The sequence below is a fragment of the Acinetobacter sp. ATCC 27244 genome (assembly GCF_000156555.1).
In the GTDB taxonomy this organism is placed as follows: domain Bacteria; phylum Pseudomonadota; class Gammaproteobacteria; order Pseudomonadales; family Moraxellaceae; genus Acinetobacter; species Acinetobacter haemolyticus.
Genome location: NZ_GG665958.1, coordinates 115,313 through 127,530, shown reverse-complemented (window position 1 = coordinate 127,530; position 12,218 = coordinate 115,313). Strand labels below are relative to the sequence as shown.

The following is a 12,218-nucleotide window of genomic DNA, read 5'->3' as shown; positions in this document are numbered from 1 at the left end:
CAATTTATTAAATGCTGAGCAAGCTATTCATAGTGCAAATTCAGAAGTAGAAATAGCGCGTTATGATATTTATAGCAGCATTGCCCAATATATTGCCGCCACAGGGCGTTCTCGCCAAGCCTATGACCTGAATAATATAAAAATTCAAGGTTTTGAGGTGCAGCCATGATAACAAAAGTAGATTACCAACCTTGGTTACAGGCGATATTAACCATTGCGAAGCATTACCGTATCGAACCATCTGAAGAACGTGTTCGATTACAATTAGATTGGAATCAAAATCAAAATCTTGATGAGGTTCTGACTTTGATTGGTCGCCAAGTCGGTTTAAGTATACGACGAGTGAAATTTAGCAATGATGTTATTAACCCTTGGCGTTTGCCTGTGCTTGTTGAACTGGCTGATGGGCAAGTTGGCGTCATTGATAAAGCAGATGGTACTGGGCATGTCAGCATTCAACTGAGTGGTGATCAGGGATTAGCTCAAAAGTTTGCTGTAGGTGCTTTAAAACATATTGTTAAAAATGTATTTATTCTACGACCAGAAAAGTCAGTCCCAGATGCCCGTATTGATGAATATATTAAGCCTTACCAACCGAGCTGGTTTTGGTCGATTGTTTTAAGTGATTGGAAGCGCTATATCGATATTATGTTTGCATCTATGATTGCAAACGTATTGGCTCTGGCAACGATTGTATTTTCGATGCAGGTTTATGACCGTGTCGTTCCTTCGCAGTCGATACCTACCCTGTGGGTACTGGCTGGTGGTGTATTGATTGCAGCGATTTTTGAGTTCGTACTTCGTATTTCAAGAGTATATATCTCTGACATTATTGGAAAACGTGCAGATCTAAGGATATCAGATCGTGTCTTTGGTCATGCACTTCGAATTAAAAATAGTGAACGTTCGAAGTCAACGGGTACTTTTATCTCTCAAATTCGAGAGCTTGAAGGTGTCAGAGAGTTGGTGACCTCTACCACTTTAGGGGCGATAGCAGATCTTCCATTCTTCTTCTTATTCTTATTTATCTTTGCAATCATTGGTGGAAACTTATTCTGGGTAATGCTAGCGATTGTACCTTTAATGATTTTACCTGGAATTTTAGTACAGAAAAAACTGGCTAAACTGGCACAAGAAGGTATGCGTGAATCTTCAATTCGCAACGCAATTTTGGTTGAGGCTGTACAGGGAATTGAAGATATTAAACTGTTACGTGCTGAATCTCGTTTCCAAAACCAATGGAATCATATGAATGAAGTTTCTGCAGATATTAGTATGCAGCAACGTAAAATTGTAGGGGTTCTTACAGCATGGACACAAAAGCTACAAGGGCTTACTTATGCGATCGTAGTTCTCGTCGGATGTTTTGCGGTAATGGAAGGTGAAATGACCACGGGTGCATTGGTCGCATGTTCTATTTTGTCATCACGTATGTTAGCACCTATTTCTCAAATCACAGGTATATTAGGGCGTTTGCAGCAAGCCAAAGTTGCCAAACAAAGTTTGGATGAGTTGATGCAGCGTCCTGTAGATCAAGCTGACCATGCACATCTTGTGCATAAAGAAGTATTACACGGTGATTATGAGCTTAAAAATGTAGTCTTCCAATATGGCGAGGATGATCCTCGACCAAGTTTGATGATTCCACATTTAAAAATTCGTGCAGGGGAGCGTATTGCAATTTTAGGGCGTAATGGCGCTGGTAAATCGACTTTACTGCAAATCCTTTCTGCAATGCAGACGCCAAACTCTGGTTCAGTACATCTAGATGAGTTAGATATTAGCTTGATTGATCCTGCGGATGTGCGTCGTGATATGGGCTTATTAAATCAAAATGCGCATTTGTTCTATGGAACGATCCGTGAAAACTTAACGCTAGGTGCTCCATTAGCACGTGATGAAGACATTTTAAAAGCCTTGAAAGTTACAGGTGCATTAAGCTTTGTGCATGAAAAGAAAGAAGGTTTGGACCACTTGGTGTTAGAAGGTGGGGTTGGTTTCTCTGGGGGACAACGACAAGCATTATTATTAGCGCGTTTACTCATTCGTCAGCCAAATATTTTATTGTTAGATGAGCCAACGGCCGCAATTGATGATGTTGCAGAAAAACAATTGATTGATCATTTAAGGGGTTGGCTGGGTTATCGTACTTTAATTGTTGCAACACATCGACGTGCGGTACTGGAGTTAGTTGACCGTATTATCGTCATGAATGATGGAAAAATCGTCATGGATGGGCCAGCAGATAAAGTATTACAACAATCAGCTGCAAAACAAAAAACAGTTTAAAGAGGAAAATTCATGAGTGATCAAGAACAAACAAGCAGCCGTCCCATGAATGTGACTTATAAGGAGCCAAAATTGCCGAGTTCATCCATCATTGTATGGTTGATTGGAATTGGTTTAGTGGTACTGCTCGTTTGGGCATGGGTATTTAGTTTAGAAGAAGTTTCAACAGGTACAGGTAAAGTTATTCCATCTTCAAAAGAGCAGATTATTCAGTCACTTGAAGGCGGGATTTTAACTAAGCTAGATGTTAAGGAAGGGGACATTGTTGAAAGTGGGCAAATCTTAGCGCAGTTAGATCCGACTCGTTTTGCTTCAAATGTTGGTGAATCACAGTCTTTGCTTATGTCAGCTATGGCCACGGCAGCACGTTTACGTGCAGAAGTGAATGGTACTGCACTGACTTTCCCAGAAGAGGTACTAAAAGAGCCGAAATTGGTGAAAGAGGAGACAGCACTTTATTATTCACGTCGTGCTAACTTAGAAGAATCTATTGCTGGTAATCAGCAAGCACTGAGATTAGTTCAACAAGAATTGGCGATGACAGAACCACTGGTGGCGAAAGGTGCGGCAAGTGAAGTTGAAGTACTTCGTTTAAGACGTGAAGCCAATGACTTACAAAATCGAATTAATGACATCCGCAACCAATATTATGTAAAGGCACGTGAAGAACTTTCTAAAGCCAATACGGATATTCAAACACAACAACAAGTTGTTAAAGGTCGAACCGATAGCTTGCAGCGTGCAGTTTTTAGAGCGCCAGTTCGTGGTATTGTGAAAGAAATTGATGTCACTACTTTAGGTGGCGTTGTACCACAAAACGGTAAGCTTATGACCATCGTTCCTTTAGAGGATAAGTTGTTGATTGAAGCTCGTATTTCTCCTAGAGATATTGCTTTTATTCGTCCTAATCAAGAAGCTTTGGTTAAAATCACAGCCTATGATTATGCGATTTATGGTGGTCTAGAAGGTAAAGTGACAGTGATCTCACCAGATACGATACGTGATGAAGTAAAGCAAGACCAATTCTACTATCGTGTTTATATTCGCACCGATTCTGATCGTTTGTATAATAAATCTGGTAAAGAATTTAGTATCACACCAGGTATGGTTGCCACTGTTGATATTCGTACTGGACAAAAAACGGTATTGGATTATCTATTGAAACCGTTTAATAAAGCCAAAGAAGCTTTACGCGAACGTTAATCTCTATTCTTCTCTCTAAACCTCGCTTAGGCGAGGTTTTTTATTTATGCTAGAAATCGTTATAATCAGTTTTTAAGTTTGTATTTTAGTTTTATGCCTTTCACCATTGCCACTTCGGTAACTTTTGAAGAAGAAATTAAAAAAAGTCGTTTTCAAGCGATTGCTGCAATTGTTGAAAATGAACAACAAGTTAAAAACTTTTTGGAAGAAAATAAGGATCTATCTACGACGCATCAATGCTGGGCGTGGAAGATTGGGAACAATGTTCGATTCAATGATGATGGTGAACCTTCTGGTACCGCAGGACGACCGATTCTTGCCACCATTGAAGGAAATGATTTAACCAATGTAATTGTATTAGTCAACCGCTGGTATGGTGGTATTAAACTCGGCACAGGAGGTTTGGTCCGTGCTTATGGCGGTTGTGCTGGTCAATGCTTGATGTTGGCTGAGAAAATTGAGCTGATTGAGAAAAAGCAGATTCAATTTGCTTGCTGGTTTAATGAGTGGGCAATCCTTCAATATGAGTTAGTACAACACCAGGTCGAATATGTCGAAAGTTATAATGAAACAGGTGTTTTGGTTGAAGCACGTTTGCAGGTTCACCAGATAGATGCTTTAAAGAACAAACTTCAGGATATTACGCGTGGACGTGAACAATTAAAAATAATAGAAGAGCAACGTGATGAATGACCCTTTACTAAAATATAGAGAGCAACATAAGCAACGCTTAAATTATATGCCTTGGTTGTATTGGTCATTGAAACCAAAACATCGTGAATGGGCTGAGGTATGGCAAGCTGAATATCAAGCTTATTTGATGGAGATGGAAACTGTTGAAATCGGGAAGAACTGTTTTATTTCCCCTTTAGCTCATATTTTTGCTGAACCAGGAAGAAAAATCAGTATCGGCGATAATACTTTTATTGCGGCAGATTGTACTCTACATGGTCCATTAGAGATCGGTAATGAAGTGGCAATCAATCACCACTGTATCTTGGATGGTGGACGTGCTGGAATTAAATTACATGATCAGGTTAGGATCGCGGCTTATAGTCATTTATACGCATTTGATCACGGTATGGAAATGGATCGAGCCATTTATCAGCAACCGGTTACGTCGAAGGGAATTGAGGTTGGTCGAGATGTATGGTTGGGTGCACACGTTGGAATTAAAGATGGAATAAAAATAGGTCATCATGCGGTGATTGGAATGAATAGCATGGTCACTAAAGATGTTGGCGATTTCGCGATTATGGCAGGGAATCCAGCGAAATTAATTCGCTATCGGACTGAATAAAAAGCATTAAAAATCTTGTGAGATTCGATACATAAATTTAACCCATCATGCTTTTTTCTGTGTTAAGTTAAAAATAAGTAAAAGACCTAAGGTGCTAAACCTAAAGAGAGGCGAACATGAAGCGCGTAATTGCATGTATTGATTCTTCACCCTGCATCGATGCTGTTGCTGAAGCTGCGGTATGGGTTGCGAAGCAAACGCAAAGAGAATTAGTACTGTTGCAAATCTTGGATTATTATCCTGCAAGCTATCATTTAGGTGAAATCAGTGGTGTTATTGGTTTTGAGAGCAACGCAATGCTGCTCAAAGAACTGGCTGAATTAGAGCAGAAACAAAGCGAATTAGCGCTGGATTATAGTAATAATTTACTGAATCATATTTCTGATTTGATTGAGAAACAGTATGGTCTAACCAGTAGTAAGATTCAGGAAAAAGGGGATTTCCTTGAGCAAAGTTTTAACTTATTGAACGAAAATGACGTTGTGATTATTGGGCGTGTTGGGGAACGTGCGGCCGAAAAGAATAAGCCGATCGGAAGTAATGTTGAAAATTTCATTCGAGGCGCAAATTGTACTGTGATCACGGTGGGTGAGCATTTTGAGCCACCAAGACGTTTTATATTTGCTTATGAATATTCCCCAACTTGCCAAAAAATGTTGCAACGCATTGCGCAGAGTGATTTATTAAAAAAATTGCAATGTCATTTGCTCTATGTGGGTGATCATCCAGAAATGTTGGCTGAGCCTGAGAAGTATTTAACTGATGCGGGTTTAGAAGTTATGTCAATCTATCGTTATGGTGATGTGGCACAAAATATTCTGGAATATCAAAGAGAACATAACATACAGTTAATCGTATTAGGGGCGTTTAGTCATAGTAAAATCCACCAGTTCTTCTTGGGTAGTATTACCACAACGATTTTCCGTAATGCTAATGTGCCCTTACTTGTCGCTAAGTGATTCATTTTACTCCATATAGTTATCCGCAAATACTGTGGATAACTATATGGAAAAGCACTGGGGATAAAGATAATTTATTGATATTTAAAAATTAAATTGAATAGGTTGTTTTTTAATCTCTATTTTACGATAGCAATAGCAAAGCCATCATGTCCCTTAGAACCAACAGTTTGTAATGCTGTACATGATAAAAGCTTTGGGTGATTTTTAAGTGCAGCAAAGGTTTCACGAATGCCTTCAATACTTGGCTTTTTGTTATTATCATCCAAGATATCACCTGCACGAATCACATTATCGAGAACAAGTATCGTACCTGAATGAGCTAACTGTAAGCTAAGTTCTAAATATTCAGGATAGCTTTGTTTATCTGCATCGATAAAAATGAGGTCAAAAGGTTCACTATTCTCAGCGATGAGTTGATTCATCACATCAGCGCCGCGCCCTTTTTTAAGCTCGATGTTGGTAGGCATCTTGGCAAAATCGATATTTTCTTGCGCAATTACCACGTGTGTGTCTCGCCCTTCAACTGTCAACAAATAACCATCTTCAGGCAAAGCTTTCGCTAACCAAATCGTACTATATGCCGCAAAAGTACCAAGTTCCAATACCCGTTTACATTGATTCATTTGAATCAACATTTGTAAAAACATACCTTGATTAGGTGCAACAGCCAAATGATTAGAAAATCCTTGTGTATCTGTATTATCTAATGCGTGTTGAAGTTTTGGATCTGTGGGAATTAAATGCGAATTGATATAGTCATCAATGTCAGTCCACAACTGTTGCATAATCAATTTTACCTTTGAATCTGTTAGCTGCATTTTAAACATTTATATTCAGAGTGCAATTTGATTGCTGAATTATTCATTGTAAACAGCAAGAAAAAGAGATCAGATGATCTCTTTAAGTCTAGTGCTTCAAATTAGAGATTACACATCGAGCTATTACGGCTCAGATCTGGTCCCCAAGTTCGATATCCTTGTGTATCAATATGGATCTGACCTGAACGATATAGCCCAATACCAAGATTTAGACTTTGACCATGTTGTATCCAAAACTGACAGAGCTTAAATTTTGTTTGTTCAATATAAGCATAATCCTGTGGTTGAGGATATTGAGGACCAATACGAAAATCGATTGCGGAATTAAACAAATGTCGCGATGAACTTGCTCCACCAGCACATTCGTTTAAGGGGAGGTCACGATAGACAGAAGTCACTTCGAAATCGGTGAGGATTTTTGCTGAAATGAGATATTTGAAAACACGTAATGTAGAGAGTGAGTTGCCCCATAATTCACGATTTGGAACAGCGTATTCAGAACGACCACACTTTTGCCAATCTCGTGCAGTACGTAAGAGCTCAAAACTTGGAATAATATGTGCGACTTGATTGCGAGCTAAATATTGTTCGTATTCGCGAACACGTGCGTAGTTATCACCTTGTCCTAACCATTGACGATAAGATGCAGGTTCGACTTTATCTGGAGCTGGGCGTGTTAGAGTAACCTGCTCCTGAGGAATATAAATTCTTTTAGCTTGATTTACTTGTGTTTTAGAACTAACACAACCGACCATCATCACAGGGACGATAAAGAATGATAAAAAACCCTGTAATTTTTTTCGCAACATAAACGGCAATTCACAATCTATAGGCTTATTATTTTAATGCAAAACAGCCCATATATAATGGATCAATTGCAAAGAAATGTGTGTTTCGAGTATTAAAAAAGACCAGATTAACTGGTCTTTTTCATTATTTTTCTAGATATTGCAATTTGTTTGGTTTGCCATTCCATTCTTCACGATCAGCAGGTTGCTCGCCGATTTGAGTAATGTTGTTGCCAGCCCATTTTTCAGATAACTCAGCATTGAGCTCGATAAAGACTTCTTGACCTTCAGGCAATTCATCTTCAGAGAAAATTGCATTTGCTGGGCATTCTGGTTCACATAATGCGCAGTCAATACATTCATCTGGATTGATAACAAGGAAGTTTGGACCTTCATAGAAACAGTCTACAGGACATACTTCAACACAATCTTGATATTTACATTTAATACAATTTTCAGTGACAACAAAGGTCATGGCGACAGCTACCTAAAAATACGGTTTTTGTTTGGAATAGGCTATTGTAGGCAAAAATAGGGGAAACAAACAATTGCTTTTATTGATATTGTTTATTTATACATGTGAAAAATATAGTAACTAATTGATAAATTTAAATATGTTGTGCTGGTGCATTGATTTTAAAGACATAATATACAGAAGTATTGATGATGAATTGGTTTATCTTTTGCTTTAAGGGTTAATAGAGAATTATTTTTGATCAATGCTTATATTGAATAAATAAGGTGAATATCTTCTGGTTCTAATTCCCGTAGATGATGATCAGGTTGTGTTAATAATATGGCACCATGTCTGAGGTAAAAGTCCACAGTACGTTTACTTGGTGTTGCTGAAATATAGAGTTGTTTTGCACCCAACCGTTTCGCTGACGCTATAGCAGAATACATCAATTGTGCTCCAATTCCTTGACCTTGGTGATCTGCATCAACATAAAAATATTGCAATAATTTTGCGTCTGGATAATCTACGATCATTTGGTTGGAAACAACTTGTACGCCAACTAACTGGTGATCTGAGTTAAATGCTCCGATACATAATCCATCTTGTTGGCAGATTTGTTTTAATAATGGTGGATCATTTTCTAGATGATAAGCATCCCAATTTTCAACATCATAAAAACAATCAATTAAATCTAAATCTTGCCCCTGTTGAACGTACATTTGAGTGATCAATTCACGGCGGTTAATCTGCTGCCAAATTAAATCGATTTCTGAAGTATTAAGTTCTCTAAGCACAATATTAAGCATTTGTTCCTTCAATTGATGTCTTCGTCTATTTTATAGATCATATAAGGGATTACCTTATTCGAAAAAGCTCTCAGACAAGCATTGAGGTCTTGTTCTGAGAGCTTGCTGTTTAGGATTTGAGAGCAGCTTTTAACGAATAAAGTTGTTCAAGTGCCTGACGAGGTGTCAGATCGTCAACATCGATTTGATGTAATAGAGCTAATGCAGGCGAGGCTACTTCAACCTCAACAATTTTTTCAACTACTTGAGTTTCTATCTCATGTTCGATTGAGCTAAACAAATCATTCTGAACCGTATTTTGAAAATGTTGGTGTTGCTGTTTTTCCAAGATTTTTAATCGCTTTTGTGCTTCTTTAATGACGTTTGCTGGAATACCTGCCAGTTTTGCAACCTGTAAGCCATGACTTTGACTCGCTGGTCCTTGTTGGACTTTGTGAAGGAGAATGAGATTGCCATTTAACTCTTGTGCAGTGACGTGGTAGTTATCAATACCTGTTTCACTACTTAGTTCGGTCAGTTCAAAATAGTGGGTGGCAAATAGACATAAACATTTCACACGTTTAGTTAGATCGAGTACACAGGCCCAAGCTAAAGATAGTCCATCATAGGTACTGGTTCCGCGTCCAACTTCATCCATGAGTACCAAAGATTGGCTGGTCGCATGATGTAAAATTTGTGATGTTTCAGTCATTTCAACCATGAAGGTCGATTTACCTGTCGATAAATCATCGGCTGAGCCAATACGGGTAAAAATTCGATCAATTGAACCTAATTTTGCTGATTTAGCAGGAACGTAGCTTCCACAATATGCCAAAAGACTAATTAACGCCGTTTGGCGCATGAAGGTTGATTTACCTCCCATGTTTGGCCCTGTGATAATCGCCATACGATGTTGAGGGTCAAGAAAGGTATCATTTGGTGTAAATGGTGCTTTGTTAAGAGCCTCGACAACAGGATGGCGTCCTGCGTGAATCTTAATGCAAGTTTCAGGTGTAAATTCTGGTCTTGCCCAATTATTTAATCTTGCTTGGTGGGCAAAATTAGCCAATACATCAATATAAGCAATCGCCGCACTCATCATTTGTAATTGGGCAATATTTTGGCGCAGTTCATCCAATAACGATTCGAATAAAAGCTTTTCACGGGCGAGGGCACGTGATTCACTCGATAAAACTTTATCTTCAAAGCTTTTTAGTTCTGGTGTGATATAGCGTTCAGCATTTTTCAATGTTTGACGACGAATATAGTCAGCAGGTGCTTGTTCTGCTTGAGCCCGGCTGAGTTCGATATAGTAGCCACTCACACGATTGTAGCCGATTTTTAGCGTATTAATACCTGTACGTTCACGCTCTTTAATTTCTAAATCAATGAGGAATTGTCCTGCGTGATCACGGATTTTACGTAATTCATCGAGCTCATCATCATAACCTTCTGCAATTACATTGCCATCACGTAGTAATACAGGTGGGCTTTCTACAATCGCAGCCATCAAGTGTTCATGTAGGCTCTTGAAGTCTCCAAGTTCTTGATCAAGCTGAAGAAGTAACTTAGATTGCTGCGTTTTCAAAACAGGTGCTAAAGCATGGCGTAAAAATGGAATCTGTGCGCAAGCTTGACGAAGCTGTACTAAATCTCTAGGGCGTGCACTACCTAACGCAACACGACTGAGCACACGTTCAATATCTCCAATCTCTTTCAATACTAAACGGACTGGGGATTCATGATAGCCTTTGAGCAATTGTTCGGTTGCATCCAGTCTTGCGTCGAGAATCGCAGTATCACGAATAGGCTGCATAAGCGTACGACTGAGTAAACGCCCGCCCATAGCCGTTTGGCAGTCATTAATCAATTGGAATAATGAGGTTCCATGTTCAAATAACGGTTCGATAATTTCTAAATTGCGGCGTGTAATTGGGTCGAGTGCAATAAAATCGGTACTTTGCTCAATTTGAATCGAACGAATATGAGGTAATGCTGTTTTTTGAGTTTCTTTTGCATAATGAATCAATGCAGCAGCGGCAGCTTTGGCAAGAGGTAATGAGTCTAGACCAAACCCGGACAAGGTTGAAACTGCGAACTGATCGCACAAAGTTTTTTGGGCATTATTGAGATTAAAATCAACATTGGGACGTTTGGTGACAGAGCAATCTAGGTTCTTCTTAATATGTTCAATAATGTTTTGATCAATTAAATCCTCATCAATTAAGATTTCGCTTGGCATCAAACGAGCCAGTTCAATTGCGAGCTGTTCAGGTTTATAGTCTTGTTGTTGTACTTTAAAGATACTGGCACTGAGATCAAGTAAAGCGATCCCGATTTGATTTTGTTGGATGCAAAGTGCGACAAGATTTGAAGATTGATAGCTTCCGAGCAAGGCGTCGTCAGTGAGTGTACCGGGTGTTAGAACACGTACAACTTTGCGTTCAACAGGACCTTTACCTGTAACCTCACCAACCTGTTCACAAATCGCAACAGTACGACCAGCTTTAACTAAACGTGCTAGATAACCTTCTGCTGAGTGATAAGGTACACCAGCCATTGGAATGGGTTGACCATTGGCTTTACCACGATGGGTTAGCGTGATTCCTAAAAGTTTGGCGGCTAGGTGAGCATCTTCGAAAAATAATTCGTAAAAGTCACCCATACGATAAAACAATAGCGCATGTGAATATTCCATCTTGACCTTGAGGTATTGCTGCATCATCGGCGTGTGGGATGAAAGATCAGCCATAACTGTGTCACTATTCATGCGTACTAAATCCTTAAAAAATAAAGCGTCAATATGAGAGTATGAGATTTTGGTTTCTAATAAACGTGAATAACTTTGATGTACATATGAATAAACAAAACAAAAAAGTTTACGTTTTAGTGTACCTCTTTTATGTCAAAAAACTCTTCAACCGAGTATGAGAAATGAGGTGATTTTCTCATGTTTGACATCTTAGCAAATCGGATTGGATTCACAAAAAAAGATTCCTTGTTTAGCTGAAGAAATAAACAACAAAAGGAGAGGTAAGGTAAAAATGAGTTTGACAATATGCGTGTTATTTACTCATCTAAATTTAACTTTAAGCAAATTTTTCATAAAGTGTACGCTATAGTTTTTATAGTAAATATTTAATTTATAATATTTTAATTGTTTTTTACATTTTTGGTTACAAGGCTTTTGTCGACAAACTTATTGTATATTTGTCATATTTTGCTAGCAAAAACTTAGTACATCTTATTTTGTTGATAGCGGTGTACTTTTATAACGCATAACTGCTTTTACGGTAACCCTCTTACTTTGCAATACATTTTGTGGCAATTACACCATTTAGACTCAGTGCAGTTATGTTTTTCTAATTTAAAAAAGGAAGTGTTTCAATGAATAATATACAAATTAAAGTGAAGGACCAATTTGAAACCGAAAATATTGCAGTTGCGTTTATTAAAAAAGTGAATGAACAAGACATTCCTTTATTCAAGCGCATAGAGCATATTGAAATTGAAGGGGAAATCTTAAGACCGAATATGGAATTACTTTTCGAAAACCCTAAAGATGGACGTATTTACCAATTTGTTGATATTGTAGATATAAATTAAATTTTAGCTG

11 protein-coding genes and 1 pseudogene are annotated in these 12,218 nt (G+C 38.3%); 7 read left to right on the top strand and 5 right to left on the bottom strand.

Annotated features, from left to right (window positions below; genetic code table 11):
- The 6 genes and pseudogenes from HMPREF0023_RS16320 to HMPREF0023_RS10230 all read left to right on the top strand — a co-directional run.
- Positions 1–169, top strand: a pseudogene (locus tag HMPREF0023_RS16320) (RND transporter); the annotation flags it as partial.
- Positions 166–2,289 carry a type I secretion system permease/ATPase gene (locus HMPREF0023_RS10250; RefSeq protein WP_005084655.1) on the top strand — a complete coding sequence of 708 codons (2,124 nt, stop codon included), beginning with the start codon at positions 166–168 and terminating at the stop codon, positions 2,287–2,289. The pseudogene HMPREF0023_RS16320 and the gene HMPREF0023_RS10250, both read left to right, overlap by 4 nt.
- Positions 2,290–2,301: 12 nt before the next feature.
- Complete coding sequence (locus HMPREF0023_RS10245; protein WP_004639933.1) at positions 2,302–3,492, top strand: HlyD family type I secretion periplasmic adaptor subunit; 1,191 nt, start codon at positions 2,302–2,304, stop codon at positions 3,490–3,492.
- Between the two features lie 93 nt (positions 3,493–3,585).
- The gene (locus tag HMPREF0023_RS10240) at positions 3,586–4,185 is read left to right on the top strand and encodes an IMPACT family protein (RefSeq protein ID WP_017396780.1); all 600 of its coding nucleotides are present in this window, start codon (positions 3,586–3,588) and stop codon (positions 4,183–4,185) included.
- Complete coding sequence (locus HMPREF0023_RS10235) at positions 4,178–4,792, top strand: acyltransferase (RefSeq protein ID WP_008942030.1); 615 nt, start codon at positions 4,178–4,180, stop codon at positions 4,790–4,792. The genes HMPREF0023_RS10240 and HMPREF0023_RS10235 overlap by 8 nt, the downstream gene beginning before the upstream one ends.
- Before the next feature lie 116 nt (positions 4,793–4,908).
- Positions 4,909–5,751, top strand: a complete 843-nt coding sequence (locus HMPREF0023_RS10230; RefSeq protein WP_004639928.1) for a universal stress protein — start codon at positions 4,909–4,911, stop codon at positions 5,749–5,751.
- 119 nt (positions 5,752–5,870) lie between these two features.
- On the opposite strand, the gene HMPREF0023_RS10225 is transcribed toward HMPREF0023_RS10230, so the two are convergent.
- From HMPREF0023_RS10225 to mutS, 5 genes are all read right to left on the bottom strand, one after another.
- Entirely contained in the window at positions 5,871–6,539 is a 669-nt protein-coding gene (locus tag HMPREF0023_RS10225; protein WP_026056355.1) for an O-methyltransferase, read from the bottom strand.
- A 134-nt stretch (positions 6,540–6,673) separates the two neighbouring features.
- Positions 6,674–7,381 carry a D-Ala-D-Ala carboxypeptidase family metallohydrolase gene (locus HMPREF0023_RS10220; RefSeq protein WP_005084666.1) on the bottom strand — a complete coding sequence of 236 codons (708 nt, stop codon included), beginning with the start codon at positions 7,379–7,381 and terminating at the stop codon, positions 6,674–6,676.
- A gap of 124 nt (positions 7,382–7,505) precedes the next feature.
- Positions 7,506–7,835, bottom strand: a complete 330-nt coding sequence (gene fdxA / locus HMPREF0023_RS10215) for a ferredoxin FdxA (RefSeq protein ID WP_004639922.1) — start codon at positions 7,833–7,835, stop codon at positions 7,506–7,508.
- Positions 7,836–8,083: 248 nt separating this feature from the next.
- Positions 8,084–8,623, bottom strand: coding sequence for a GNAT family N-acetyltransferase (locus tag HMPREF0023_RS10210; RefSeq protein ID WP_008942028.1), 540 nt, complete (start codon positions 8,621–8,623; stop codon positions 8,084–8,086).
- Between the two features lie 109 nt (positions 8,624–8,732).
- On the bottom strand, positions 8,733–11,372 hold the full coding sequence (gene mutS / locus HMPREF0023_RS10205; protein ID WP_005084669.1) for a DNA mismatch repair protein MutS: 2,640 nt from the start codon (positions 11,370–11,372) through the stop codon (positions 8,733–8,735).
- 617 nt (positions 11,373–11,989) lie between these two features.
- On the opposite strand from mutS, the gene HMPREF0023_RS10200 reads away from it, so the two are divergent.
- A complete protein-coding gene (locus tag HMPREF0023_RS10200; protein ID WP_004639915.1) occupies positions 11,990–12,208 on the top strand; it encodes a hypothetical protein in 219 nt (72 codons plus the stop codon).
- Positions 12,209–12,218 lie beyond the last annotated feature (10 nt).

Bases quoted from the DNA above. Each gene is read 5' to 3' on its own strand.
- HMPREF0023_RS10250 (WP_005084655.1), top strand. From the start codon at position 166: ATGATAACAAAAGTAGATTACCAACCTTGGTTACAGGCGATATTAACC.
- HMPREF0023_RS10245 (WP_004639933.1), top strand. From the start codon at position 2,302: ATGAGTGATCAAGAACAAACAAGCAGCCGTCCCATGAATGTGACTTAT.
- HMPREF0023_RS10240 (WP_017396780.1), top strand. From the start codon at position 3,586: ATGCCTTTCACCATTGCCACTTCGGTAACTTTTGAAGAAGAAATTAAA.
- HMPREF0023_RS10235 (WP_008942030.1), top strand. From the start codon at position 4,178: ATGAATGACCCTTTACTAAAATATAGAGAGCAACATAAGCAACGCTTA.
- HMPREF0023_RS10230 (WP_004639928.1), top strand. From the start codon at position 4,909: ATGAAGCGCGTAATTGCATGTATTGATTCTTCACCCTGCATCGATGCT.
- HMPREF0023_RS10225 (WP_026056355.1), bottom strand. From the start codon at position 6,539: ATGCAACAGTTGTGGACTGACATTGATGACTATATCAATTCGCATTTA.
- HMPREF0023_RS10220 (WP_005084666.1), bottom strand. From the start codon at position 7,381: ATGTTGCGAAAAAAATTACAGGGTTTTTTATCATTCTTTATCGTCCCT.
- fdxA (WP_004639922.1), bottom strand. From the start codon at position 7,835: ATGACCTTTGTTGTCACTGAAAATTGTATTAAATGTAAATATCAAGAT.
- HMPREF0023_RS10210 (WP_008942028.1), bottom strand. From the start codon at position 8,623: ATGCTTAATATTGTGCTTAGAGAACTTAATACTTCAGAAATCGATTTA.
- mutS (WP_005084669.1), bottom strand. From the start codon at position 11,372: ATGAATAGTGACACAGTTATGGCTGATCTTTCATCCCACACGCCGATG.
- HMPREF0023_RS10200 (WP_004639915.1), top strand. From the start codon at position 11,990: ATGAATAATATACAAATTAAAGTGAAGGACCAATTTGAAACCGAAAAT.